Source organism: Dysgonomonas gadei ATCC BAA-286 (genome assembly GCF_000213555.1).
Lineage (GTDB): Bacteria > Bacteroidota > Bacteroidia > Bacteroidales > Dysgonomonadaceae > Dysgonomonas > Dysgonomonas gadei.
In genome coordinates, this window is sequence record NZ_GL891979.1 from 899870 (window position 1) to 926504 (window position 26635).

Annotated in this window: 22 protein-coding genes; 5 read left to right on the top strand and 17 right to left on the bottom strand. The window is 39.4% G+C overall.

Annotation, left to right across the window (positions count from 1 at the left end):
* Positions 1-138 precede the first annotated feature (138 nt).
* The 3 genes from HMPREF9455_RS03435 to hemN are packed head-to-tail and all read left to right on the top strand — an operon-like array spanning position 139 to position 4813.
* On the top strand, positions 139-2214 hold the full coding sequence (locus HMPREF9455_RS03435) for a TonB-dependent receptor (protein ID WP_245532159.1): 2076 nt from the start codon (positions 139-141) through the stop codon (positions 2212-2214).
* A gap of 9 nt (positions 2215-2223) precedes the next feature.
* The gene (locus tag HMPREF9455_RS03440) at positions 2224-3468 is read left to right on the top strand and encodes an MFS transporter (protein WP_006798206.1); all 1245 of its coding nucleotides are present in this window, start codon (positions 2224-2226) and stop codon (positions 3466-3468) included.
* Complete coding sequence (gene hemN, locus HMPREF9455_RS03445) at positions 3446-4813, top strand: oxygen-independent coproporphyrinogen III oxidase (protein ID WP_006798207.1); 1368 nt, start codon at positions 3446-3448, stop codon at positions 4811-4813. The genes HMPREF9455_RS03440 and hemN overlap by 23 nt, the downstream gene beginning before the upstream one ends.
* Before the next feature lies 1 nt (position 4814).
* Here hemN and HMPREF9455_RS03450 read toward each other — a convergent pair whose 3' ends face one another.
* The 13 genes from HMPREF9455_RS03450 to HMPREF9455_RS03510 form a co-directional block, all read right to left on the bottom strand.
* Positions 4815-5183: a hypothetical protein gene (locus HMPREF9455_RS03450; protein ID WP_006798208.1), complete on the bottom strand. Its 369-nt coding sequence runs from the start codon at positions 5181-5183 to the stop codon at positions 4815-4817.
* A gap of 22 nt (positions 5184-5205) precedes the next feature.
* Positions 5206-6315, bottom strand: coding sequence for a metallophosphoesterase (locus HMPREF9455_RS03455; protein WP_006798209.1), 1110 nt, complete (start codon positions 6313-6315; stop codon positions 5206-5208).
* Positions 6316-6330: 15 nt separating this feature from the next.
* Positions 6331-7488, bottom strand: coding sequence for a VWA domain-containing protein (locus tag HMPREF9455_RS03460; RefSeq protein ID WP_006798210.1), 1158 nt, complete (start codon positions 7486-7488; stop codon positions 6331-6333).
* 12 nt (positions 7489-7500) lie between these two features.
* The gene (locus HMPREF9455_RS03465) at positions 7501-7929 is read right to left on the bottom strand and encodes a hypothetical protein (protein ID WP_006798211.1); all 429 of its coding nucleotides are present in this window, start codon (positions 7927-7929) and stop codon (positions 7501-7503) included.
* Positions 7930-7962: 33 nt separating this feature from the next.
* Positions 7963-8148, bottom strand: coding sequence for a hypothetical protein (locus HMPREF9455_RS03470; RefSeq protein WP_006798212.1), 186 nt, complete (start codon positions 8146-8148; stop codon positions 7963-7965).
* Between the two features lie 12 nt (positions 8149-8160).
* The gene (locus HMPREF9455_RS03475) at positions 8161-10452 is read right to left on the bottom strand and encodes a DUF5682 family protein (protein ID WP_006798213.1); all 2292 of its coding nucleotides are present in this window, start codon (positions 10450-10452) and stop codon (positions 8161-8163) included.
* A gap of 8 nt (positions 10453-10460) precedes the next feature.
* Positions 10461-11027, bottom strand: a complete 567-nt coding sequence (locus HMPREF9455_RS03480) for a transposase (RefSeq protein WP_006798214.1) — start codon at positions 11025-11027, stop codon at positions 10461-10463.
* Positions 11028-11056: 29 nt separating this feature from the next.
* Entirely contained in the window at positions 11057-12154 is a 1098-nt protein-coding gene (locus HMPREF9455_RS03485) for an ATP-binding protein (RefSeq protein ID WP_006798215.1), read from the bottom strand.
* 102 nt (positions 12155-12256) lie between these two features.
* Positions 12257-14095, bottom strand: coding sequence for a HEAT repeat domain-containing protein (locus tag HMPREF9455_RS03490; RefSeq protein ID WP_006798216.1), 1839 nt, complete (start codon positions 14093-14095; stop codon positions 12257-12259).
* Positions 14096-14138: 43 nt separating this feature from the next.
* On the bottom strand, positions 14139-15581 hold the full coding sequence (locus HMPREF9455_RS03495) for an SWIM zinc finger family protein (protein WP_044215449.1): 1443 nt from the start codon (positions 15579-15581) through the stop codon (positions 14139-14141).
* A gap of 180 nt (positions 15582-15761) precedes the next feature.
* On the bottom strand, positions 15762-16724 hold the full coding sequence (locus tag HMPREF9455_RS03500; RefSeq protein WP_006798218.1) for an alpha/beta hydrolase: 963 nt from the start codon (positions 16722-16724) through the stop codon (positions 15762-15764).
* Positions 16725-16735: 11 nt separating this feature from the next.
* Entirely contained in the window at positions 16736-17344 is a 609-nt protein-coding gene (locus tag HMPREF9455_RS03505) for a hypothetical protein (protein ID WP_006798219.1), read from the bottom strand.
* Complete coding sequence (locus HMPREF9455_RS03510; RefSeq protein ID WP_006798220.1) at positions 17334-17597, bottom strand: DUF2089 family protein; 264 nt, start codon at positions 17595-17597, stop codon at positions 17334-17336. Before HMPREF9455_RS03510 ends, HMPREF9455_RS03505 begins: the two co-directional genes overlap by 11 nt.
* 232 nt (positions 17598-17829) lie before the next feature.
* On the opposite strand from HMPREF9455_RS03510, the gene HMPREF9455_RS03515 reads away from it, so the two are divergent.
* Positions 17830-19170, top strand: coding sequence for a Na+/H+ antiporter (locus HMPREF9455_RS03515; protein WP_006798221.1), 1341 nt, complete (start codon positions 17830-17832; stop codon positions 19168-19170).
* A gap of 52 nt (positions 19171-19222) precedes the next feature.
* Here the strand turns inward: HMPREF9455_RS03515 and HMPREF9455_RS03520 are convergent, their stop codons facing one another.
* The gene (locus tag HMPREF9455_RS03520; protein WP_006798222.1) at positions 19223-20956 is read right to left on the bottom strand and encodes a hypothetical protein; all 1734 of its coding nucleotides are present in this window, start codon (positions 20954-20956) and stop codon (positions 19223-19225) included.
* Positions 20957-21211: 255 nt separating this feature from the next.
* Here HMPREF9455_RS03520 and HMPREF9455_RS03525 point away from each other — a divergent pair, with 255 nt between their 5' ends.
* The gene (locus HMPREF9455_RS03525) at positions 21212-22270 is read left to right on the top strand and encodes a class I fructose-bisphosphate aldolase (RefSeq protein WP_006798223.1); all 1059 of its coding nucleotides are present in this window, start codon (positions 21212-21214) and stop codon (positions 22268-22270) included.
* Between the two features lie 346 nt (positions 22271-22616).
* Here the strand turns inward: HMPREF9455_RS03525 and HMPREF9455_RS03530 are convergent, their stop codons facing one another.
* The 3 genes from HMPREF9455_RS03530 to HMPREF9455_RS03540 all read right to left on the bottom strand — a co-directional run.
* A complete protein-coding gene (locus HMPREF9455_RS03530; protein WP_006798225.1) occupies positions 22617-23945 on the bottom strand; it encodes a sensor histidine kinase in 1329 nt (442 codons plus the stop codon).
* Positions 23946-24240: 295 nt separating this feature from the next.
* Positions 24241-25605, bottom strand: coding sequence for a sigma-54-dependent transcriptional regulator (locus tag HMPREF9455_RS03535; RefSeq protein ID WP_006798227.1), 1365 nt, complete (start codon positions 25603-25605; stop codon positions 24241-24243).
* 583 nt (positions 25606-26188) lie between these two features.
* Positions 26189-26635: IS4 family transposase (locus tag HMPREF9455_RS03540; protein ID WP_044215450.1), on the bottom strand; the 447-nt coding region annotated here is incomplete at its 5' end.

Consider the following 26635-nt stretch of genomic DNA (forward strand, 5'->3'; position numbering starts at 1 on the left):
TCTTTAATCTATAATTAAATTAAAAAATATCACTACATCTAGTGATTGACTTTTATTAAGGCTTTTACTTAAATTTGCATATCAACTAAAATACATCGAAGCATCTTGAAAAAGAAACCGGACATCAAAAATATTATCTTGATAATATTTTTATTTACAGCTACTTACACACAAGTAAAGGCAGAAGATATACAGGGAGAGAACGATTCTGTGAAAATGAAATTCACAGCAAAAGAAATTGTTATAGAATCATTTAAGCAGAATAACAATCTCTATATACAGCCTGTATCCGCTTCATTACTGACTGGCAAGGAGGTAAAGGATTTTAATATTATAAACATAAAGGAAATCACTTCCCTTGTTCCAAACCTGTTTATTCCCGACTATGGTTCCAAAATGACATCGCCTGCATATATCAGGGGAATAGGCTCACACCGCAATGCTCCGTCTGTAGGGCTTTATGTGGATGGCGTACCGTATTTCGACCGTTCCACATTCGATATCAACATCAACGATATCGACCGTATTGAAGTATTGAGGGGCCCACAAGGTACTATCTACGGACGCAATACCATGGGGGGCATAATCAATGTATTCACCAAATCGCCATTTAAATACAAAGGTACAAACCTGAATCTGACAGCAGGAAATTATAATAATTACCAAACAGGACTCTCTCATTATGGCAATGTGGATAACAAGGTCGGTTATGCCATATCGGGAAATTACCTGCATTCGGGAGGATATTTCAAGAATACGACAACCGGAAAGAAAGCCGATCCTATAGATGCCGTTTCCACCCGTGCGCGCATCAGCTGGCGTGTGCAGCCCCAATTGCTGATGCATCTGATAATGGCGTATGAATATTCCGATCAGGATGGCTATCCTTACAGGGTACTACATAAAGACACCGGAGAAATAGACGAGGTGAATTACAATGCCCGCAGCTATTACCTCCGGAATATGTCTACAAACGGATTGAACATAGAATATATAACCGACCTGTTTAAACTTAGTTCTCAATCGTCTTTTCAGTTTTATGATGGCAAGCAGGGACTGGATCAGGACTTTACGCCTAAGGATTCCTATTATGTAGATTTTTATCAGCGTCAACAGATGTACTCACAGGAATTTAATATCGGGTCACTGAAAGACGACAGCCGTTATGTATGGCAGTTCGGCCTGTTTGGTTTTCACCAGAGTTATTTCCAGACAAACGATGTTAATAATCTTTTAACAGGAGCACATACAATCCAAAGCGCAAAGAATCCGACTGACGGATTTGCAGCCTACCATCAGTCTACGATTAATGATATTATAACACCTGGTCTATCCCTTGTGTTGGGTGTTCGTTACGATCGGGAGAAAACTAAATCCACTATGATAGGTACCCCGTTGACAAAGGCTGGCGAATCCATTACCGACAAGACTTCTTTTTCGCAATTAACTCCTAAAGCGGCGATTCAATACTCTTTTAAGCAAGACGGATTAGCTTACTTTTCAGTAACAAAAGGGTATAAGACAGGTGGCTTTAACAACACAGCCGAAAAGGAAGAAGACCTGATATTCAACCCCGAATATAGCTGGAGTTACGAGATTGGTTCACGCTCCGGATTTTTCAACAATCTTTTATTCCTCGACTTGAGTTTGTTTTATATCAACTGGGAAAACCAGCAGATATCACAGACAAAGACCAGTGGAAAAGGCTTTATAATCAAGAATGCAGGCAAATCGGCCAGCAAAGGAGTTGAGCTGTCAGCACAAGTGAACCCTGTGAAAAATCTTAGCTTTCAACTGGTGTATGGCTATACAAACGCAAAGTATAAAGACTATAAGGACTATAATGCCACTACCGGGGTAACAACTGCATACGATGATAATTACCTGCCGATGGTACCGCAAAATACAGTTTCCATATCAGCGAACTATACATTAGACATGAACCGGAAATGGCTGGATAATATCATATTGAACGCTCAGTATATTGGAGCAGGCAAATTATACTGGACCGACAAGAATGATATATCACAGGATTATTATGGCCTATTCAATGGCAAAGTTTCTTTCGTGAAGAAAGATTTTTCCATAGATTTGTGGTCGAAAAATATTGGGGGGGAGAAATATAATTCTTATTACTTCTCCACATCGAGTCAACATTATGTGCAAAGAGGCAGGCCGTTTACCTGCGGAGTAAATATGAACCTGAAATTTTAAACTATCGGGATGAAGCTAAACTATCAAAAAGGAGGACACCTGTTTACATTTTTTTGCCTGTATATTGCACAGTCGATCCCGATGAGCTTTTTTTCCACGGTGCTTCCTGTTATTATGCGGCAACAGAATTTCTCCCTGGAAACAATAGGTATGCTTCAGTTGCTCAAACTGCCCTGGATACTCAAATTCCTGTGGTCGCCGATGGTAGACCGCTCAACCTATAAGCTGAACGACTTTAAGCGCTGGATATTCTCATCCGAACTTATCTATGCAAGTATTATCCTTGCCGTTTCGTTCCTCGATTTCCAAACCACTCCCTACCTGATAATAGGCCTTGTCATATTCTCATTCATTGCATCTGCCACACAGGACATAGCAACCGATTCATTGGCCGTACTGTCATTCAGTAAAAAAGATAAGAGCCTTGCTAACAGCATGCAATCGATGGGCAGCTTTGCCGGGGCAATGGTCGGTGGAGGTTTTTTGCTGCTGCTTTACCATAAATTCGGATGGGGTAACCTCTTGCCCTTTCTTGCCTTATTCGTCATCATAGCGATTATCCCCCTCTTTTTCTTCAAGGGTAACAGGGGACATGAAATCATAAAAGAAAAGCAAGCCGAAAAAGCTACGGCAAATGATATACTGGGATTTTTCAGACAACGGGGTATATGGAAACAAATCGTTTTCCTGTTTTTCTATTATGCCGGGTTGATCGGTATTTTGGCCATGTTGAAGCCTATGCTTGTGGACTATGGGTATGATATGAAAGAAATAGGCGTTATGTCGGGTATTGTAGGTACTTCCATCGGATGCCTTGCTTCCTTCGGAGGCGGTTTCATCGTGCGTAAAATAGGGCGGCACGCCGCACGTCTTATATTTGCTGTATTCACGTTAATTACCACTATATATTTTTGTCTGCTGGTAACTGTACTACCTGTCAATATAGCGACATTACATTTAGGTATCTCGCTGTTGTGGGGAAGCTACGGCCTGTCTGTCATTGTGGTATATACCACTGCTATGGACTGTGTGCGCAAGGGATACGAAGGCACCGATTTTACTATACAAACGGTTATCACGCACCTTAGCGGCATCATAATGGGCGTCAGTTCGGGTAAGATAGCCGCCATGATTACATACAAAGGTCTGTTTGCTGTGGAAATGTGTATTGCGGCCATTTCATTTACATTCATACTCTTTGCATTCAAATTAAAAGCACCGAAAGAAAAAGATGAAACAAGAATTACTGAATAAATACAGCATACCTGTACCAAGATATACGAGCTATCCACCTGCAAACTTTTTCAACGAATCGTTTACAGCCGGAAAATTCCGTCAGATCGTTATAGAATCGAATAAGGAAAATCCACGGCATATTTCTGTGTATATCCATATTCCTTTTTGTTATCATATGTGCTTCTATTGCGGATGCAATTCACAGTTGCTAAGAGATAACGACATTGTACTGAAGTATATAGATGCATTGAAGAAGGAGATCAGAATGGTGCTTCCCCTACTCGACCGTAATCGAAAGATATCGCAGATACACTACGGCGGAGGTACGCCGACATCGCAACCCGTATCGGTACTTAAAGAGCTGAATGAACTGATATTATCCGAATTCGATTGTATAGAAAATCCCGAAATAGCCATTGAGTGCCATCCCGGCTATGCCGATGAAGGGTATTGGAATGAGCTTGTAGATGCCGGATTCAACCGTATCAGCCTCGGAGTACAGGACTTTGACGAAGAGGTATTGAAAGCATCGAACCGCAAAGCCCCGAGAATGGCTATGGAAGATGTAGTCCGCATATTACGCAACAGGAATGTGTCGTTGAATATGGATTTTATATATGGGCTGCCGTTGCAAACGCCAGAATCATTTACCAAAACAATTAACAGAGCCATCTCACTGCGTCCCGACAGGATAGTTACTTTCTCTTACGCCCATGTACCCTGGGTAAACGAATTGCAGAAGAACCTGGAGAAAGTTGGCTTACCATCGGTGGAAATAAAGAGCCAGCTATATACAACAGCAAAAAAACTATTAACCGATGCAGGCTATAAAGTTATCGGACTCGACCACTTCGTACTTCCTGACGATGAATTATTCGCTGCTCAACAATCGAAAGCACTGCACCGTAATTTTCAAGGATATTGTACCCGCAGGACTACAGGGCAGGTTTACGCATTCGGCATAACAGGTATCAGCCAGTTGGCAACAGCCTACAGCCAGAATACTAAAGACCTGAATACTTATATCAGGCAAATAAACGAAGGCGTTTTTCCTATTGCAAAAGGCTATATATTGAATGAAGAGGAACAGATTACACGCGAGGTTATTTCTCAACTAATGTGTAATTATACGGTAAATTGGCCGGAGCTGTCCAATACATTGGATATTCCTGTGGCGAAGATAAAATCTGCTGTTAATTATAACGAAACAGCATTACAGGCATTTGCTGCCGATGGGATTATAGAATATAATGAGGATTATATAAGCATCCTTCCCGATGCTGCTCCTTTTGTCCGCAATGTAGCTGCATCTTTCGACAAACTGATAGATACAAAAGAGAACAGATATTCTAAATCTATCTGATTCAGCTATAAATCAATATTTCATTTATAAGGAATACGGCGACACATAACATTATCGCAGTAACAAGACATATAGACAATGACCTGACGTTTCGTTTCGCTGTCGATGCTATTGCCCAGATCAGGGTGATAAAAAACAAAGTTCCATAAATAAAATCCCTGACCGGATATTTTACCGTTTCTATATAATAGGATTCCGCAAGCGGTACTTCTCCTGTAGGTAGTTTCGATACCGTTTCGAAAAAAGTGGCATTTCCAAATGAATAAAAGTATGTACACATCATATATCCACTCAGTAATATGGTGAAGATGGATATTATACGGAAACCGACATTGGTATGCTGCTTATAGTTATTATAATTTTCGTTCATGGGATTTATCGTTTTCCTTAAATTAAAAATTTCTTTTTTGCCCTTTGTTATCAACTATATATTGAATACCATTTTCGATATATAAGGCTGAGCTGTTTTCATAATGATCTACATCTATACGAATAACTTTTCCGCCATAATCTTTCGATATGCTGTCTATTGGTGTATGCCCGATCACAATTGACTTACCTTCAAAATACATTAAAATATCGTTTACCTGAGCTTCTGTCGCTTTTTTATACTGTTTATTGTCATCATCTTCAATGAGACCTCGATACCAGAGAATTCCCTCTTGTGTAAGTAATTCCAATGATTCATCTGTCTTAAAATCATTTGTATCTATAGCTCTCGAAACCTCAAAATTAATTTTTTCCATAGTCAGGTTATATTTTAAGACAGATGGGCTTATACCGGCATGAACAAAAATATAATCTCCTATTTTTATAATTGAGCTTTTACTCCTTATCCATTCACCTAGTTTAGTCTGCTTAGAATACATATGCGAAACATTTGTATGTAGACTTTTAAAAATATCCTTATATTTCTGAGCACAATAATTATCATATCCCGATAATAGAAGCTGTTCGTGGTTTCCTAATAGATAATGTACTTCACCACCATTTCTTTTTGCTTCCTTCTCTAAATAGTAAGTCAGCCATAAGCATTGTGTAACATAATTACCTCTGTCTACCAGGTCGCCAATGATAACCAAATGCCCTTTTCCGAATGTCCATTTATATAATGAGTCTATTACATTATTTGCTAGTAGTAAATCATAATATTTCTCGTAATTTCCTTCAATATCCGATACCGCCAATACTTTATCTGGCATAGGAAATATTCCTTTTGTGTGGATATTTACAGATTGAGAATCAATATTAAAAGACAGCGCGGGATATGGAATACCATCAAATTCATATCTGAAAGTTAAATTCTGCAATTCGGAATTCGAAAAATACAACGAATCAAATATACCATCTCGCTTTTGTGTTATGACCATTGCCGAGTCCCCTTTCATAAAGAGATAAGGACCATCGCCACATGATGTAATAGCATGACGGGTATCTGTTACACATGAATTAGTAAATATAATTATTAGTATTAATAAAACAGAAGTTACAAAGTATCTCATAATACCAATCTATAATCAAACCTTATCCTTTTGCCCAAACTTTGTCAAATCCATACCTTTCAAAGCTGCTTCAACTAATTCAGGCAACTTATCCGGTGAGCAGGCAAAACAGGCGATTCCCAGTTTACTGATTTCCTTACCCAGATTTGCATCATAATCGGGACGCCCACTATCGGATAACGCCAGCAAAGTTATAACTTTTACTCCATCTTCGTGCATTTGTGACAATCTTCGTAGCAATCCCGCACGCACACCGCCTTCATAGAGGTCGGAAATGAGGATAAACATCGTCTTGCGTGGGTTGGTTATCAGGTCCTGACAATAGGCCACGGATTTGTTGATATCTGTACCACCTCCCAATTGTACGCCGAAAAGCATATCCACGGGGTCGTTTCGGCAAAGCTCCGTCAGGTCTGTAACTTGTGTATCAAACGCCACCACATGTGTATCTAATGCAGGCATACTGGCAAAGATAGAGCCCATCACAGATGAATAAATAATAGAATCGGCCATCGAGCCACTCTGGTCTATATCGAGTATTACCGTCCAGTTCTTTTGCTTCTGGCTGCGTTCGAAGAAGTAGAACTTTTCGGGGATAAGGCGTTTTGTCTTCGTATCGTAATTCTTGAGATTACGGTTTATTGTCCGTTTCCAATCTGTGGAAGCAAAATTACTGATAGGTGAATGCGCTTTTTTATTCAATGCGCCTGTGACTGCCCGGCGCAGGTTCTGTTCCATGCGTTTCATAATTTCGTCTACCACTTCTTTTACCAGTTGGCGTGCGGTATCTTTCGATTTTTCGGGTATCTGCCCTTTCAGAGCCATCAATGTACTCACCATCGAGATATCTGGCTTTACATTTTTAAGCGTTTCAGGTTCAAATAATAGTTTAGTAAGCCCTTTTCGCTCGATGGCATCCGACTGTATTACACTCACTACATCCTGTGGAAAGAATGTACGCACATCGGTAAGCCACTTTGCCAGATTAGGAGCCGAGGGTCCGAGCCCGCCTTTCTTACCTGCTGCCCCACTTTGCGACGTATTCCCATCATAGATGGCAGCAAGGGCAGCGTCCATAACCGACTGTTGTTCGTTCAGCCCTACATTCGCCAAAGCACGGGTATCAGAGCCGAGTATGAGGCGCCAGCGGGTTGTATTTTTGTTATCATTCATCGTTTTACTATATTATTCTTCTGTCTGATATTTATAATACTCCAATGCTTCTTCTTTTGCAAAATCATCGGCTTTGCGATGCTCGGCATATCCTTTCATCCGATTAATATATTCCAGCCTGCGGTTTTTGTCCTTTTCTGCATTGATAATCCTGTTGAACATCCACAAGGTCATATAAGTCGGCTTTCTATCTAATGAAGTAAACAAAAATGGTTCATACTCTCCTGCAAAACTTTCCAATGTATGAACTATCGGACCCGGACTACCCAAATCGTGCATAGGATATCTTTCAAAGATGGATAGTAAAGCCTCGATAGCTAAAGATGCATCTATATTCTTTTTCAGTTCATCAGTTATTTCGTACAATTTTGTTGTATCTGTGGCATCATCTCCTACAGGCTCAAAATCATTCAGTAATTTTATTATATCATTTGTATTCATTACAGGCCAATTAATTTATTAAAAACGATAAGATTACAGGTTACCTTTCTTCTTTTTCACAGTACTACGAATAAACCAAAAAGCCAGCCCGCCTGCAATCAAGAATGCTCCCAGTTTCTCGAAAGCATGGATTATTTCGTCCTGTCGGAATATATCAATAAGCAAAGTCAGAGCAACTAATGTGAAAAATACGCCGAATATGATTTTTACAATTTTCATTTTTATATGTACTTAAAAATCAAAGTCAAAATCATTCAACTCATCCAATTTCTCTGTTTCTGTCTCGGTCAATTCAGATTGCAATATCTCAGCCGTTGCTTCCGCACCTGTACCCCAGATGTCGCCCAGCAACTCGGCAATACTGTTTTTCTGATTTGGCTCGAATTCCCCGAATGCACGCCGCAGGAAAACAACCGAGCGGAAAAACTCGTCATCGTCTAATTGCTCTACATACTTGTCCAACTCTTTCCAAAGCGAGACACGGGATAATAACGCATAGCGGTTCCTCCCCGACAGGCCTTCAAACCATCCCGCACCCAAATCGGCAGGAACACCGGGCGATAATCGTCTTGAAACTTCCTTCGCGCAATCGTCTTCACTGGCTAGATTGTGTTCCAGCAGAATAGAAAATGCCGTACCCGACAGTTTTGTATTCAAGTCGTCGCGCCAGGCCAGTTTCAGCAATTCTTTCTGCCATGTTTCCACATCGACCGTTTCATATTGCTGTTGCGATATCAGCTCCATCACATTGATGGCTTGTGCGGTACTACCGGCGGCCTTATCGTCACAAGACGAAGCATCTAACAATAGCAGAGATGAACGCAGGAACAATTGTTGCAGGATAGGGATTAAGGGCTCCAGATTGAACTGCCGTAAATCACCGTATTGTATCAATATAGATAATTCATGCGCAGCATATGCTGTTTCCTTGAAATCATTGGAATCGACAAGTAAGCGCTGTAAGGTACTTAACGCATTATCAAATATATTTGTCAGATGGCATTCGCAAGCCTGCCGGATAATTTTGGCAGCAAGCGAAACATCGGCGCATTCGTTCAATTGCTCTTTCAACTGATAGGCTGCTGCTATTTCTAGCGTTTCACCTTTCAGATTGGCCTCTACTATTTCAATCTCTACTTCGGGTGTCCAACGCAAAATCCATTTTTCGGCCCATGTGGCGCTATCCTGAGATACACGTACCTGTTCGGCAAAATGTATACCTAATACCCTTAACCGGTGCAAAAAGGTAGAGCGGTTCAGGTCGATAAAGGCAGCCTCTTTGGTCTTTACTTTCAGGTTTTCGCGCAGGTCGAGCGTAAGTTCCTGTACTACTGCTGATTTATAGTTAGTTAGTTTCAGGCGTTTCAGTTCCTGATTCATATCTTCCTGCACGGGAGTTTGACTCACGCCTTCGGGCAAACTACCAATGGACGTTCCTATATCCACCTTGTTGATAGCTTCGGCAACAGAAGGCAAATCGCCTCCACCAAAGCAGGTAATAACAGCATCGTGCAGATCCTTTAATACAGGGAGCGAACCACCGCGCATAGAAGTCAAAGCATTTGCCAACCGTACAGCCTCAATCACACTTGCTGAAGAAGCATTATCTCCTTTTTCACGCAATACCTTAGCTATTTTTGAGAGATAGACAGCCGATAAATCACTCATTCTGTCCTGCTGTATGGCTTTCCACATCAATTCAAAGTAGTACGGTGCACGGTTTCCGGCGCCATATCCCGTACGGCTACTCAGGCGAAGATATGAATACGGCATCAACGTAATCTGCGAAGTAGCACGGGGAATATCCTTAAGTTCTGCATCCGACATCGGAGACAAATCGCATTGAATACCCGATACATGGTATGCACCAACAATAATGACTATTTCTTCCGGCTTAAAACCTTCTGCGATAGCCCGTTGTATCTCCCTCCGCATATAAGCCTCACGGATAAGATTATACGAGTAATCATAAGGTACACTTTCGTATTCCTTGTCCGCTACCATATCCCGTATCTGTCCCGATTGGTAACTCAGACCATCTCTGAATGTACCGGCATTGAGATTATGTTCGAAATTCCGTTCCCAGTAACTTTCGTAATCGTCTTCTTCATAGTGCCTTGCTACTTTGTCGTAAAGCCCATTATGGAACATATAGAATTCGTCTGCTGCTTCGTTAGCCTCCCTGTTTCTTTCCTGTCGTAGTTTCAGCATTATATCGGAAGGAAGGTCGATAAACCGCACATCCAGTTTCTTTTTCACACCCCAGCATATCGCCTGATATTCGGGAGAATAGGATGCAAAAGGATATAACACGGTCTCGATAGGCAGTTCGGTGGTATATGCTAATACTGCAATTGGCGGTTTTACTGCCTTGTTTGCAATATTATACAGCATATCCGTAGCATCGGAAGGTCCTTCTATCAGGATACATTTGGGTTTCTTTTCCTCCAGGTATTGTATCAGATGATAGGATGCTCCCGGCGACAGATGCCGTACACCGAAAATATTATATTGGTTGGTCATTTTTTATTCTAATTGTAATAATCGTCTGTTTGCCAATGTTTAGGATTTTCACAGATGTATTCCGTTATTTTTTGGTATGAGTCATCGTTACGGATAATGTGTTCGTAGTAGTTGCGTTGCCATAATTTTCCGTTGAATGCCGGCCAATCATTTTGTTTTACTCCATTGATATACGAATTGGTGGTTATTGATTTAAACGAACCTATAATATCTCCTAACGATTTGCTGTTTTGTTTTGTAGGGGCAATCCCTTGTGGTTGCCCGTTTCCCATATTGCGGGTACCCACAAGGGGCACCCCTACAACATCATCAACAATTTGTATTATACCATGTATGTGATTGGGCATAACAATATATTCATGCAAATCGATATTTGCATAATATTGTTTTAAATTATGCCACTGTTCATCAATCATTTTGCCTACATCATTCAAAACCATCTCCTCTTCTACAATTTCCCCAAATAAACATACCTTATCTTGCGTACAAATGGTCACAAAATACAATCCCTCTTGTGAATAATCATATTCATAAAGGCGGATACTGCGGCGTTGAGATATACTTTGATTGGCCATTTCCTGTGTTTTTCAATATGAAAAAGCTATTACCCGTTCATATCACTACATGTATTATACAATCCGCGCCACGATGCCCCTCGTTTTTTCATTACGTTTTCGAGGTATTCCTTCCACACCAGCTTGTCTTTGTCTTCATCTTTTACAACAGCACCCTGTAATCCGGCGGCAAGATCTTCATCAGTAATAGTACCGTTGCCAAAACTGGCAGCAAGAGCCATACTGTTCGTGATCAGAGAAATTGCTTCCGCAGTAGAAATTACACCACTCGGCGATTTTAGTTTTTGTTTTTCATCCAATGTCAGACCCTGACGAAGTTCGCGGAAGATAGTAACTATCTTTTCTATGGCTTCATTGGTAGGCAAGTTAGCTTTCAGACGGTAGTTACCGGATATTTCGGCTACACGTTTGGTTACGATTGATACTTCCGTTTCCAGATTCGCTGGGGCAGGCAATACGATGATATTAAAACGGCGTTTCAATGCCGAAGACATATCATTCACACCCCTGTCTCGTGTATTCGCTGTGGCGATAATGGAGAAACCACGCTGTGCAGGAAGTTCTTTTCCCAGTTCGGGGATAGCTATTGTTTTCTCCGACATTATAGATATCAGTGCATCCTGAACTTCAGACGCACAACGTGATATTTCCTCGAATCGGGCAACACTACCCGTTTCCATCGCACGGTATATCGGGCTTTTTATCAATGCTTCATTAGACGGGCCGTTAGCCAGTAACATAGCATAATTCCATGAATAGCGGATAGCTTCTTCGCTTGTTCCGGCTGTACCCTGTATCACCTTAGCCGAATCGCCACAAATAGCAGCCGTAAGATTCTCCGACAACCATGATTTTGCTGTTCCCGGCTCTCCGATAAGCAGTAAAGAACGGTCGGTAAGAAGTGTTGCAATTGCTATTTCTACAAGGCGGTTGTGGCCTATATATTTGGGTGTGATGTCTACACCGTTGGCTTTGCCTCCTACTACGAATTTCAATACTGCTTTTGGTGAAAGTTGCCAACCAATGGGCTTTTCCTCTTTTTTATCTTCTTCTTTCAACGCTTCCAGTTCGTGCGCATATAGTAATTCGGCGGGTAGCCGTAGTACATCTTGTTTTTTTTCTGACATTATTCTTTTGTTTTATATGTTTAATAATTTCAAGATTTCAGGTTTCAAGATTTCAAAATAATGAAAATCTTGAGATTTTGAAACCTGAAATCTTGAAATACCTTATTTATTCTCTATTTCGTCTGCTATATCCTCATATATCTGCAATGGATTCTTCTTATATAATTCTCTGTATCTGGCAGCATATTCTTTCGGAAACTGATCCCATATCCCTATATTTTTAAGAGAATTAAGTACATAATAATAAGTTTTGGGTGCATACTTAGCCATTGCTGAATAAATAATTTCAAAACGGTCTTTTACCTTTCGTTCCATTATCATTCTGAAAATAATAGCCTGTTCTCCCGGCATAGTGAACCCAACTAATTTCACGAGTAACTTATCCAACTTTTCACTTTCAGCTTCGCAAGCACTGATAAGGAATAAAGCCCAGCTATGTTCATGTCTCCATTTATATTTATCGACAGTAAACAGGCTGTAAAGAATTTCTAGCCAACGTTTGTCTATTTTAGCTGTATCTACTTTGATATTACGGTTGCTCATATTGCTATAACCATAATTCTCGTCATCGGTATATACTGTATACAAATGATTAATGTCAATAGTACCCTGCCGGAACTGAGGGCTGAACACATCAAACATTTTCTCTTTTGAATATCCGGCTTCCATTGCATCATAAAAATAATGCCCCCACATAAATCTGTTCCAGTTAGTCCTTGGGATTTCATTCAAATTAGTTTCATAGAATTCAATAATCCGGGCTTTAGGAAAAGATTTTAGTCCTTCAAGGATGTTGTTGGTAACACCAGAAGCTACATATTCCAATAAATTCTTCTTTGCAGAAATCAAATTGTTGTACTCTTCGTTTCTCAACACCTTTGTGTAGAAATCAATAACTTCATTATTGCCTTTATTCCCCAATGCCGTAAGGTTATAGCTGAATCGTTCCAATTTATCAACCCAAACTTTATCTTTTTCGTCCTTATCTAATGTAACGAACTCCTCGAAGGCTTTGACAACCTGATCAAAAACTTCTTGAAAAAAAAATGGAAGCTTCGAAGAAGCCAGTGCTGTAACTATTGCCGGAAGATTTGTCTTGTTCTTATTATTTATATACACATCTTTCAGCTTTTCGAGACTGGTACGTGTACCTAACTCCACTAATCCCATATAGGCGGCTTCCCGCACCTGTTTATTCTTGTCATCGGCCAGTTTTATAATCAATTCTTCATTCTTAAGATCAGCACTCAATATATGAATAGCTTCTGCCTGAAGAGCAGGGAGGGATTCAGATAATATTTTATCCACCATTTCCGGCAACTGCGGATAACCGAACTTATTTAATAAACGTAATCGTCTTGCATTTTCTGTTTTATCCTCATATTTAAAGTTCTCAATCAAAAACGGAGCAATCGGTTTTCCTACCTTTGGTATAATCGTTTTTTCCACATAGTCGCACAATTCAGCATACTTATCTCCTAAAGCAATATCCAGATATTGATAGGTGCGTGAATCGTTAAATACATTCCGTTCCAATGCGTCTTTCAGGATTTCCAACCGCCCCGAATTACTGGTGGTCAAAGCCTGCATCACTGGTTTCAGTTGCAAGTATGAATATTCGGTATTTACTTCATCCAGTGGGATATTTGGGGTCTGTGCCGCTTCTTCGACATCAGCTTCCACTAGTTCTCCCTGAGTGTAAAGTATAGAATAAAGCAACGTAGATATAGTCATCAACTTTTCGGATGATTGCTGCGCATCAGTATTTAGCAGTTCTTCTATATCTTTTGCCAGTTTGCTGAATACAGGAGCTTTTTCACCCAGTTTCTGAAGTATGGGAATATGTTTCTGAAGGCGAGGATCCCCTTTAGCAAATTTACTTCCTGCTATGAACAGGCGGTTTATTTCTTGTTGAAGGTCGTATAATGGTTGTAGTCTCATTGAAGTTTCAATTTAAAGATTTAAAATTTAACGGTTAAAAGTATTAATACAATAACCTTATTATCTTTTCGGGTGTGATAAGCGACATTGGCTGAGCAGATAACAAACCTGTTTGCACGTCATTATTCATCATTACCGTAAGGGCAAAGCCTTCGGATACGGATGGAAGAATTGCTTTCAGGTTGGTGGCCGAAGAAACATTCTGTTCTTCTATATCTTTCAATGTCAGCTTGTTCCCTTGCTTATCTTCAACTACAAGATTATCTCCGTTCAAATATGCTTTGTGAAGAGAAATCAATACTACCGGATGCTTGTCCATCAATGGATTCTTGATTGTATTCTTTACGGCTTTTATAGTATCAGCATAATTGGCTGATGCGAAAGCAAGTATTGTGGCTAAGTCTTTGGTTGTTAATTTACGTTCCTTCACGGCTTCAGCTTCCCAGCGTACACGTGGATTTTGGTCACCGGGATAGATATACATTTCTTTGAGTTGCAGCACATCGAATGAACTGTTATCTTCCTTTATATATTTGGCAGCACGATAAGGGCGGTAATTTTTTGTTTTATATATCCTGCCTGTTTTGAGATTGAGCCAAAGCCCTTCATCTACATATTCTTTACGCGCCTGATTATCATAGCTGTTAAACGATAATTGAATGAGTTCCCCGTTTTCTTCATACAGTCCATACTGCATAAGTTCTATCAGTTTCCAGACATACCCGATCTGTTCTTCGATAGCCGAATCCAGCTCGGGGTTCCCTTCCGGATCTTCCTTTCGTTTATTCAGGTAATCTGTACTTTTTTTCAGGAGGGCAGATATAAAATTAATCTGGTCTATAACCTGTGTATATTCTTCGTTTTCCACGTTACCCAATTCCAGTAACAGATTGTTGAAAGCGGTTTGTATGCCGCCTATATAGTAGTTACCCAGTTCTTTTACTTGCGCCTGTAAAGTTCTCGAAATTTTAGCGTCAACAGATGAAAGCCCTGTCTGTACAATGTCTTTCAGTATTTTCCCTGCAATATCTATACCTGCGATCTGAGCATCTATTTTCTTAACAAAGGCTGCCTTATTTACTTTCTTAGGTTTCTCTGCCTTTTCTTTTATTGACTCTTTCTCCTGCTCTTTTTTTTCTTGTTTCTTCTCTATTTTCTCACGTTTCGAAAGAATATCTTCGGGTACATCCGATACGGAAAAAGCTGCGCTATTGGCTTCATAAGCATAAAGCAATCCGATAGCATGTTTGCAGGGAAATTGCCGGCTGGGACAATTGCATCTGAAAACAGGGTTATTCTCCTCAATATAATCTGCTGAACAATAGTAAGGATTCTTACCACTTCCGGCGCATTCACCCCAGATAAGATTTTTTTCGGAGGAGATTTTAAGATTTGCAAATTTGCTTTTCTTTACCAGGTCCCGGCCATTCTTGGCCGCATCGGCATTGGGTGCCAATTCTTCGATTTTTTTCTGCGTAATTTCCATTCTATAATTAGTGTCCGGTTTATACTTGTGTGTAGCTGAATACAAATTTATAAGATTATTTGAGGAATAGGCTATTTGTAATAAACTATTTACAAAGTCACAAACGCTTGTCAATACCCTAATTTTCAACAAAAAAGCCGCAATAATGCGGCTTTCCATTTCACTTTTTTTAAGAAATACTTATTCTTTAATAAAACTACTTATATTTTTTATCACTTCGGGCATAACAGGCTTATCAGGATTTGTATACGAATCTTTTACCTGCGTTTGCTGGTCTGTAGTTTCACTGTTTTTCATTATATGGTCCATCTTATCAATGATAACTTTTTTTGCTTTTTTGTTTGCACCAGCCAGTAACTCGGCTTGCTTTACCGTTACCTGAATATCTGTTGTACCTTGCAATATGAGAACAGGAATGGTCAATTTCGAAATTTCTTCCTGCGGATTATACTTAAACCAAGAAATCACATAAGGTTGTACACTCGGGCGGAACAACATATTGAGCGAGGCGGGAACATCTGTAATAGTTTCGCCTTTTTCTAATTTGTCTATATATGAAAATACCACATCCCTTGTCAGCTGCGGCTGTGTAGCCATTTGTTTACTTAATTGTTCCTTCAATATATTTGCTGCAGGTTCCCCTACTCCTGCGATAGATATATATTTAAAAGCTTTCTTATTATCCTGTGCAGCAATCATCCCTATGAGTGAACCTTCGCTATGTCCGACTATGACAATCTCTGAAAACCGTTTATCCTTAGCCAGAAGATCGATCCAACTGCGGACATCATTTACATAATCGTCGAAACGAAGATCTGCTTCATTCTTTCCGGCGGCCTTACTTTCTGCAATACCCCGTTTATCGAAACAAAGTGTTGCTATATTACTATAAAATAATCCGTCCGATAACATTTTCAATGAATTATTCTTCATCTGAGGCTGATTTCCATTTCGGTCTGTTGGTCCCGAACCCGCTATAATGAGGGCTACCGGGATTGGCTTATTATTCACCGGAACTTTTAGTGTGCCATAGATCTCTCCCGTGCCGGTTTTTAAAATTACAGATTCTTCAGTAACCAGCAGTTGTGCCGATATAGAAAATGATAATAGACATAACAGTAATAAAATATACACTTTCTTCATAACTAATCTATTTATAGAACAATATACAATACTATTTTAGAAAGGATTTCCGCTACAATCAATGCGATTGTAAACGATATTCCTCCTACTACACCCTTTATATTGGCCGAAACCGAATAAGCGTTATATTTAAGAACAATGGACCAGATGGCAAACAGCATTGTAACCAATCCTGCGACTGTCATCATCACTGCATTCTCTTTTAGTAGAGCCATCATTTCACCAAGGTTTATTGTATTGATATCGCCCATACAAATATGGAAAGAAGGTATAAATCCTAGCAATGCCGCAAATATCAACGGCGCTTGCGACAATGCCATTGTTCCGGCAATATCTATCAGCCGTATAGATGATTTGGTTACGATACGGGCAGTCAGATAAAACACAAGCGTAAGTAATCCCCACCCTACCAATTGGTATATGATATGGGGTAAATACAAAGTATCAGTGTTCAGGCATCCATAATGAATATCCAGTGCCCCATCGAAATGGGTATTGCTCAAATATCCCAATACAGATAAAAGAAGCATGACAGCCAGGCCAATGATAAGAGCTCTTGTCCCTGCTATAAATCTGAACGGGGTGAACAACCATGCTGCAATAGAATTGTTATTTTTCATAGCTTTTTATTTTTTCTATTATATCATCTAATAAATTTCTCACCGTAGGATAACTTAAACCTAGGTCTTTAGCCATGTTCTTTAGGCTACCGCTATTCTTCACAAACTTGAGGATAAACTCCTGCTCTTCTACAGGCAAGCGTGCCAATACCGGGAGTGCATATAATCCGTGTACTTCTGTGCCGCAATTTTCGCACAGTAAACTTTTTACTTTCAATTGAGCCTGACAGCTCGGACAATTACATGGTAACATAATCTGTTTGTTTTTTTTACAAAACTAATTATTATTTTAATAAAATCAAATAATAAATAAATAATATTAATATATAATGAATATTTATTAATACAATAATTGCTATAATTAAATTTTATATCCTAAAAACTATAACCCTTCTATTATTGTTTCTTTTGTAGGTTGAAAAACTTTTAGATTTATAAGCTGCAATTTATTTATCTTTAATCCGAATTATACATAGCATCTATATATGGAATATTATCATGTTATACTTTTCCTGCTGGCTATAGCCATAGCCATATCAGTTCTTGCTCCTAAAGTAAAAATACCCTATCCTGTCCTGTTAATGGTCGCAGGCATTGCCGTAGGGTTCATACCCGGCTTTCATTATGTACCTATCGATCCTGATGTGGTATTCCTGTTATTTTTACCGCCCCTGCTTTACGATGCTGCCGTAAATATGCCGTTTAAGGATTTCAAAGCTAACTTCGGAACTATCTCCATGATGGCTGTCACATTGGTTTTCATATCTATGATTGCAATTGCCATAGTAGCCCGTTTCCTGATTCCCGACATATCGTGGCCGGTAGCATTCGTTATAGGGGCGATATTATCCCCACCGGATGCAATTGCCACTTCGGGGATAACCAAAAGCCTAAGCCTATCTCATCGGACAAATACAATTCTTGAAGGTGAAAGCCTGATAAACGATGCATCGGCTCTTACTGCTTACCGTATTGCCCTCGGTGTAGCCACAGGTGGAATATTTTCGGCATGGGAAGCCGGACTGGAATTTGTTGTCACCATACTGGGAGGATGTCTCATTGGTGCTATTATGGCTTTCTTGTTTGGATATACAGTATCAAGAGTGAAGCTGGAAAGTACAGCCATTGTCAGTCTGAACCTGATGCTGCCTTTCGTAGCATATCAGTTTGCCGAAGAGCTGAACGTTTCCGGAGTCCTTGCTGTTGTATTTATGGGTGTGCTCATTGCCGGACGTGTACATAAGAACAAACTATTGTCGGAGGTCACACGCGGACAATCACGTTCTGTGTGGAGCATAATCATTTATCTGCTAAGCGGACTTGTATTTATACTTATCGGCCTGGAACTGCCACAGGTGCTTAGGGAAATACCTCCATCATCAGTCATTCCTCTCGTAATTAGCGCCTTTGCTATTTTCGTAATAGCTTTACTCATCCGTATAATTGTTGTATTCAGGCATAAGTTTAAGCTGGACAAATTGGTTTCCATCGTAAATAGTGACGGATATGGAACTAAAATATCGTCCCGCCGCGCTGAAAGGATAAAACATGTGAAAGCTCTAACATGGAAGGATGCATTGCTTATCGGCTGGTCGGGTATGCGTGGCATCGTATCTGTTGCTACAGCTATTGCTCTGCCTGTTACATTGGATAATGGAACTATTTTCCCCCAGCGCAACAGCATTATATTTCTTACCGTATTAGTTGTTGTATTGATGCTGCTTATACAAGGTATGGGTTTACCTTTACTGATTAAATGGCTGAAAATAGAAACCGGCGATGAAGATATGGAACAACAAAAGGCAGGATCTGTCCCCCTCAAATAAAAAAGGCTCCGGATAGTACCGGAGCCTTTTTATATAGTAACAGTGAGATCTATCATTCATTTATTAGAGTGAACAACTCTTCAGCAGCTTCGCGTGGACCGTCTTTTGTCTTACCATCGATAGCAAGCGATGTATGCATCTCTCCTATCTTTACTCCGGCTGCCTTCATATCTTTGAAATATTGGCGAACCAAGACCTCTGTCTCTTTGCGTTCCTGAACAGGTCCGAACGGATTTGCAAAATATGATTTCACCAATCCTTTTTCAGTTGTAGTTCCTTTTGCTTTACGGGCACCATCTTCAAATACCTGAATGGCCTGATCCAAATTATCATATATGAGGATTTTCTTATCTGCCTCATTATAGTTATTCGCATAAAGGAAATAATCGATCGGATAGCCTTTGGATATAATCTCATAAGTAGAGATTGGTATTGTAACACGGGCATTAATCTTGTCCATATTGGTATATACACCCTTATCCAACTGTTCGAAAGCATAAGCCGGATCAAGGTCGTCTACACGGACAAATGCTCCGATTTCGGTTCCGTATGCTTTGATAGTACCGTCTTTCTCTTTTTTCAGATACCCCATATCATCGAAAATTACACGCATGTGGCGAATGTAATTCTCATTCAGGGTACGGAATGCTTCAAGACTTTCCGATTTTCCGGCGCCACTGTCTCCCATAATGATAATGTTGGATTCTTTACCATTGCGAAGTACAATGTTTACCATCGCTCCGTGAATAGGCAAACGGCCTGTGTCTATCTGCTTTACATTATGTAATGTAAGAAGCATTTTTTTCATGTAGCCGAAATAATCGATATCATCGCAATAATTAGCATAGCCGATAAGGATATCATTCTTCTTATCTTTATAATAGAATGTCCGTTTTTCTTCGTATCCGTCAGGATAACCGAATACATATATCATATCGGGCTTTTTACCGATATATTCGGTTTCCGTTGCCAATTCAAACAGATTTGCCAGTCCGATACCATGAACCATAAAATCCTTATGAAAATAAACAAAGGTAAGCATATTACCTACCTTAGCGGGAAAGACAAACCAATCATCTTCATTAAGCACAACGTTCACCAATGGATTCTGTTGGTGCTCCTGAAATATCCCGTCACGGGTATTTCTCTTTGTGTAAGAAATATATGGTGGTTGAAAAACAACTGTACTGATAAATGGGATGGATGTTAATCCTTTATATTCCACCGGACAATTCCAGTTCACATCGTTCAATGTAAGTCCGGCATTAGCTCCGGCTACAGACTGACGATAAACGCGCGTTTCGTGTCCATTGACAGTTGTTTGTATCCTGCGGCCTGTAGATAAAACAAGATCATTGAACATGTCGTTAGCCTGAATGAAGCGTACATTTTGTAATCCGTCTCCTAGACGCGAGTTTCTTACGATAGTATAGCGTTCAAGCCTTTTCCAGTAAGCAAAAAGCAATTCGGTAACTTCTATAAACAGATGTTTATCTTCAAAGAATTTCGAATATTTATTATCAACTGCAATAACTTCATCTATTTCAAATACTGTCAGCAATTTAAAGACTTCTATTAGTGAATCCACTGTTTCGTCTTCGCTACCGAAATGGGTGATGTAATAGTCATAAATGACTCCTTCATCTTTTTTCAAAACCTGTTTAATGAAAGATTCGACAACACGTCTGAATCCGTAACTATTAAGCAGCTTTTGTTTCGTATCGCAATATTTGAGCGTAAAGTTAATCATTGCTCTTCCTCTGGAAAGCGTAAATTCGTGTAACATAATGTTTTATATATGGTTAAATAAATACAAAAAGATTAATTTCCTTAGAACTATCTAAGCAAAGATAACAGTTTTTTTTAACTTTTCGGTTATTTTGACACGTTATAAATAAGGCGTATATGTTAAATATTCTTTTAGAAGTATATAAATTATCTGTTCGTTTTAAAACTTATATGTACCAACTTTGTTTTATAATAAAGGATAAGCAAATACAATGGATATGAATTATTACATATACATTAAAACAATAATATTATGGCAAATTCTAAAATTACAAGCATTCTGGGCGATCAAAGTGAATACCTGCTCGGACATGTAAGCAAAACTATCGACAAGTCGCTAATTCATGCGCCCGAACCCAATTTCATAGACAATATCTGGATAGATTCGGACCGTAACATCCCTACGTTGAATAGCCTTCAGCGCCTATTCAGCCATGGCAGGCTTGCCGATACGGGGTATTTATCAATTCTGCCTGTAGACCAGGATATCGAACATAGTGCAGGAGCCTCCTTTGCTCCAAACCCAATCTATTTTGATTCTGAGAATATTGTAAAATTAGCGATAGAGGCCGGATGTAGTGCCGTAGCATCTACTTACGGAGTTCTGGGGTCGGTAGCCCGTAAGTATGCACATAAAATACCATTCGTTGTAAAGATCAATCACAATGAACTTCTGACCTATCCTACCGCTTATGACCAGGTACTGTTTGGCACCATAAAAGAGGCTTGGAACATGGGTGCAGCAGCCGTTGGGGCAACAATTTACTTCGGTTCCGAACAAAGTCGCCGGCAGATTGTTGATATAGCTAAAGCATTCGAGTATGCGCACGAATTGGGAATGGCTACAATCCTTTGGTGTTACCTTAGGAATAGCGATTTCAAGAAAGACGGAGTAGATTATCATAGTGCTGCCGACCTGACAAGCCAGGCAAACCATATAGGTGTAACCATAAAAGCCGATATAGTGAAGCAAAAGCTGCCTACTAATAACGGAGGCTTCAAAGCTATCAATTTCTCCAAATGGGATGAACGTATGTACACTGAACTGGCATCGGACCATCCGATCGATCTTTGCCGTTATCAGGTAGCCAACGGATATATGGGACGTGTAGGCTTGATTAATTCGGGAGGCGAATCGCACGGAGCCTCTGACCTGAAAGATGCTGTATATACAGCCGTGGTAAATAAGCGCGCAGGAGGTATGGGCCTTATATGCGGACGAAAAGCATTCCAACGCCCTATGAAAGAAGGTGTGGAGCTCATCAATGCTATACAGGATGTATATTTAGATAAAGATATAAAATTAGCGTGAGCTAAGTCTAGTGTTTTTTATTATAGTTGCTGAAGATGTCCCTGCACCCCATGTGTAGGGCTTCTTTTTTTGTGCTTCTTCATCACTCGTTCTCCGAACGTGCGTTTCTGCAACTTAAAAATAATGATATGGAATAAATAATGTAAAATGATATAAGAACGATGCCTAAAGTCATAATTGTAATTATCAGTAAATAATCTGTTGTCTCTATACTTTAGACTATGCGCCATACCATTCGTTTATTCTATTGATTTTCTTTACATTAATTTTCGATCCATTATGATTACCGCCTGTTTTTATAGTTATATTTTAATAAATTTGCTGAAAAAGATGTCAATATATCCGATCAGAATACCATACTGAAAACAGTCCAGCCATCTTTGGCGTAATGCTTCAGATTTCCTCCATGTAACCGCATTATGTAACGGGATATGCTCAGTCCTATTCCTGTCCCCGTATTTTTAGTCGTAAAAAACGGGATGAATATATTCGGTATCACTTCCTGTGAAATAGGCTCACCATTATTACATACTTCTATGTTCGTTTTGTTATCGGTATGACTGACCTTTATTTTAATATTTCCATTTTCATTTGTGCCCAAAGCTTCAACTGCATTTTTCACCAAATTGACTAACACCTGCGTGATTTGTGATTCATCTGCATTTACAATCAAGGACGATTCAGCGCCTTGCAATTCTAATGATATTTCTTTTTCTTGCATCATTGCCGACTCCAGACTAACTACCTTTTCTATCAAAGGAATCAGATCGAATTCTTCCAACTGAGGCTTGGGCACTCCCGTAAATTTACGGTACGATTCCACAAATACCATAAGCCCTTTAGCCGTGGAACTGATGGTTTCCAATGCTTCTACTGTATTCTCGCGGAGATTATCGCCTGATTGATTGTCCCGGGATATTTTATAAGAGAACAGCAATGTATCCGTCAGTGAAGTGATAGGTGCTATTGAGTTCATTATTTCGTGTGTCATCACCCGGATAAGACGCACCCATGACTCCATTTCTTTCGCTTCCAGTTCGTTTCCGATGCTATTGAGCGTAAAGATTTTCATTGTACCTCTTTTCAGGGTTATTTTAGATACACGCAGGCTGATTTGAGTCTCTTCCCGTTCATTGGCTATTTTCAGATATTTATTGTCATTCGTTTCCAGATCGATGAATGTAGCAGGCAGAGAATCATCTATTACCTTCAATTGATTTAAATGTGTAAAAACGGGCATTCCCAACAACTCGTTCGTTGCCTTATTTGTTATCAACACATTATCATGCTCATCCAATATTATGATCCCTGTAGAAACACTTTCAACTATCAGGCTCAGGAACTTTTCATTTTCTATAACTTCTTTTCGGGCTTTGGAGAGGATTTCTTTGATCCGGTTCATCATCTGGTTCAATTCCTGTTCACGTTTCGACAGTTTGGTTTCGGCAAAATTGAACGAATAATCACCATTGTCGAGAGCATTGAGCAGGAATAAAATATTCTGATTGAATTTTTTATAGTGTTTCTGCAACCTGTTAATGGAAAATACGGCAATCAGGATACACAATGGCCCGTATACATATTCTTTTTCAAGGAAACAGTATGTAGCGGCAGCTACCGAAAGTATCAGTAGTCCTATATATATGAAGAGTTTATATTCTATCGATTTAAACATGTTTCTCAATCATTTTTTATCCTGTTTTCAAAGAAACCTTTTACATTAATTAACCCTAAAATATTAAAACCTGACACATCTGACAGTTTTTTCATCGTTTTCCTCTTATCATTTTTGCATTCGTTAACCATATATAGTTAAAAGGTGACAAAGCTTACAGTTTTCTCAAAAAGTAACAAAGGTAACACTATTTACAGTTAACAACTTGTATCTCATGTCTTGTCTACTCGTATCCTGTATACTTTTCCGTTTTTCACTTATCACTTATCCTTTTCATATAGATAAATAAATAGGATTATAATCCGTATTTTTTCATCTTATTATAAAGAGTAGGACGTGTAATACCCAACTCGGCCGCTATAGCGGATATATTCTTATCATATTTGCTCAACGCTTTTTCAATGAGTATTTTTTCCATTTCGTCCAGTGTGATGGATTCTATAATCGCAGCCCTATCTTCGGTAGCTCTCATATAGAAATCGGAAGGTTGCAGCTCCATCCCGTCGCATAGAATAACCGCCTTTTCTACGGCATGTTCCAGTTCTCGCACATTACCTGGCCATGAATAATTCTCCAACTTTACGATGGTTTTATCATTAAGAGCCAACCCTTTTTTATTATATTTTTTTGCAAAACGGGATAAGAAAAAATTAGCTAGTAAAGAAATATCTTCTTTCCTGTCACGCAAAGCAGGTACTTCGATCTGAATGGTATCGAGGCGGTATAATAAATCTTCCCTGAATTCACCGTTTCTCACCGATTCGAACAAATTGCGATTTGTCGCACTTATCAAACGTATATCTATCGGTATGGGTTTATTACTCCCTACCCTCACTATTTGTCGCGATTGCAATGCCGTAAGTAGCTTTGCCTGCAATATATAGCTAAGATTTCCTATCTCGTCCAGAAAAAGGGTACCTTTATCTGCTGCTTCAAACTTTCCGGCACGGTCGGTTCTTGCATCGGTAAATGCACCTTTTGTATGACCGAAAAGCTCACTTTCAAACAATGTTTCAGTAATAGCACCCATATCTACACTTACAAGCGTTTCTCCTGCCCGCAACGACAATTGATGTATTTTCCGGGCGATCAACTCCTTTCCTGTTCCATTTTCACCTGTAATAAGTACGTTAGCATCCGTTTTAGCTACTTTCTCTATCATTGAAAGCAAATTCTGCATAGCTCCGGATTTTCCCCAACACACATCAGAGTCTTTTGTCAATTCCGAGTTCAGGATATCTTGTTTTTCTTTGAGTCTCTTTACTTCCTTTCGCGATTGTCGCAGAGCTAAAGCAGATTGTAGTGTTGCAAGCAATTTGGCATTATCCCAAGGCTTCACAACAAAATCGCTGGCTCCTTCTTTCAGGGCCTTCACGGCCAGTTCTATATCGGCATATGCAGTGAATAAGACAACCGGAAGTTCCGGTTCGGTCTTCTTTACTTCCGACAGCCAAAATAAGCCTTCATTACCTGTATTTATTCCGGCCGAATAGTTCATATCCAGCAATACAATGTCGGGATTTTTTTCTCTGAGCATAGAGAGGAGCATATTGGGTGATGACAATAGTGTGACTTCTTCAAAGTAATTATCAAGTAAGATTCGCAATGCACTCAATACATTTTTATTATCATCTACAATCAGGATACTGCCTTTTTTCATTCCGGAGTTTATTGGTCAATGGTGCAAATATAGAAATTTATTAGTTGTGTGAATCAGTAGTTGAGTTTTAATGTTCTATTTTTAGTTACAAGTTACTACGCCCCGTGAGCAGTTACGAGTTACGAGTCGGCTGACGCACGTATGGCCAGAGCCTGAAGAACCTTTGTCCTGTCGCCGCGTCGCGATCCCGGCCTCGTCCCACAGGCGGGGTACCCAATCCGTAAAGCGTAGGTGTAGGGCAAAATACGGTAGCTGCTATACCCTACTGATAATCCGGCTAAAGATGATTCCGTATTATTTTGCCCCATCGAAGCTGCGGTTTTGGGTCGCCGGGGGATGCAGCCTTGATTTTTTGTTTCGTTTTGCATCAAGGCAAAATGAAAAAACAGAAAGGCTGGCGTGTTAGAAAAATTGAACGTTTCTATCCTACAATAATTACTTTAACTACTGATTGGCATTAGCTGTTATTAATATACAATCATGGCAAACCCTCCAAAATTCACAAGGCTGTTTTCAGACTCATGTAGGGGCGTATTGCATACGCCCGGTTATGATATTTTGTTATACGGGCGTGTGCAATACACTAGTGTCCACTAAAAAAAATTAGACATAATTGAGTATCATTTTGATAGTTTATCTGCGTATCATTATTATTAAAAAGATTTTCTATTGGCATTCTTTCAAATAATGATAAACTAAGTATTCGTAATATTTCATAAGTGGACACTTTTATTTTTAATTCATGTTTCATGATTGTAACAAGACAATAGGTTATTATAGCAGAAAATATTTGAATTTTGACGGCATTTTCAGAAGTCCCATAAAACTCCTTTATTCTCAAATGTTGTTTTATCCATTTGAAAAAGATTTCTATATTCCAACGATATTTGTATAGAGTGGCAACTTCTTCAGCTGTTATATCCAGATTGTTTGTCAAAAAAGAAAAAGTAGTTTTCAACTCCTTGCTATAATATACAACAGATCGTAATTTATCGGGATATCCTTTTTGAGCGATTCTGGATGTAAAGAT

Coding starts and splice junctions, on each gene's coding strand:
- hemN (WP_006798207.1), top strand. CDS start 3,446: ATGAAACAAGAATTACTGAATAAATACAGCATACCTGTACCAAGATAT.
- HMPREF9455_RS03455 (WP_006798209.1), bottom strand. CDS start 6,315: ATGAGATACTTTGTAACTTCTGTTTTATTAATACTAATAATTATATTT.
- HMPREF9455_RS03480 (WP_006798214.1), bottom strand. CDS start 11,027: ATGGCCAATCAAAGTATATCTCAACGCCGCAGTATCCGCCTTTATGAA.
- HMPREF9455_RS03470 (WP_006798212.1), bottom strand. CDS start 8,148: ATGAAAATTGTAAAAATCATATTCGGCGTATTTTTCACATTAGTTGCT.
- HMPREF9455_RS03465 (WP_006798211.1), bottom strand. CDS start 7,929: ATGAATACAAATGATATAATAAAATTACTGAATGATTTTGAGCCTGTA.
- HMPREF9455_RS03440 (WP_006798206.1), top strand. CDS start 2,224: ATGAAGCTAAACTATCAAAAAGGAGGACACCTGTTTACATTTTTTTGC.
- HMPREF9455_RS03505 (WP_006798219.1), bottom strand. CDS start 17,344: ATGAAAAATAACAATTCTATTGCAGCATGGTTGTTCACCCCGTTCAGA.
- HMPREF9455_RS03535 (WP_006798227.1), bottom strand. CDS start 25,605: ATGAAAAAAGGCAGTATCCTGATTGTAGATGATAATAAAAATGTATTG.
- HMPREF9455_RS03520 (WP_006798222.1), bottom strand. CDS start 20,956: ATGTTACACGAATTTACGCTTTCCAGAGGAAGAGCAATGATTAACTTT.
- HMPREF9455_RS03450 (WP_006798208.1), bottom strand. CDS start 5,183: ATGAACGAAAATTATAATAACTATAAGCAGCATACCAATGTCGGTTTC.
- HMPREF9455_RS03495 (WP_044215449.1), bottom strand. CDS start 15,581: ATGGAAATTACGCAGAAAAAAATCGAAGAATTGGCACCCAATGCCGAT.
- HMPREF9455_RS03460 (WP_006798210.1), bottom strand. CDS start 7,488: ATGAATGATAACAAAAATACAACCCGCTGGCGCCTCATACTCGGCTCT.
- HMPREF9455_RS03490 (WP_006798216.1), bottom strand. CDS start 14,095: ATGAGACTACAACCATTATACGACCTTCAACAAGAAATAAACCGCCTG.
- HMPREF9455_RS03515 (WP_006798221.1), top strand. CDS start 17,830: ATGGAATATTATCATGTTATACTTTTCCTGCTGGCTATAGCCATAGCC.
- HMPREF9455_RS03510 (WP_006798220.1), bottom strand. CDS start 17,597: ATGTTACCATGTAATTGTCCGAGCTGTCAGGCTCAATTGAAAGTAAAA.
- HMPREF9455_RS03525 (WP_006798223.1), top strand. CDS start 21,212: ATGGCAAATTCTAAAATTACAAGCATTCTGGGCGATCAAAGTGAATAC.
- HMPREF9455_RS03530 (WP_006798225.1), bottom strand. CDS start 23,945: ATGTTTAAATCGATAGAATATAAACTCTTCATATATATAGGACTACTG.
- HMPREF9455_RS03500 (WP_006798218.1), bottom strand. CDS start 16,724: ATGAAGAAAGTGTATATTTTATTACTGTTATGTCTATTATCATTTTCT.
- HMPREF9455_RS03475 (WP_006798213.1), bottom strand. CDS start 10,452: ATGACCAACCAATATAATATTTTCGGTGTACGGCATCTGTCGCCGGGA.
- HMPREF9455_RS03485 (WP_006798215.1), bottom strand. CDS start 12,154: ATGTCAGAAAAAAAACAAGATGTACTACGGCTACCCGCCGAATTACTA.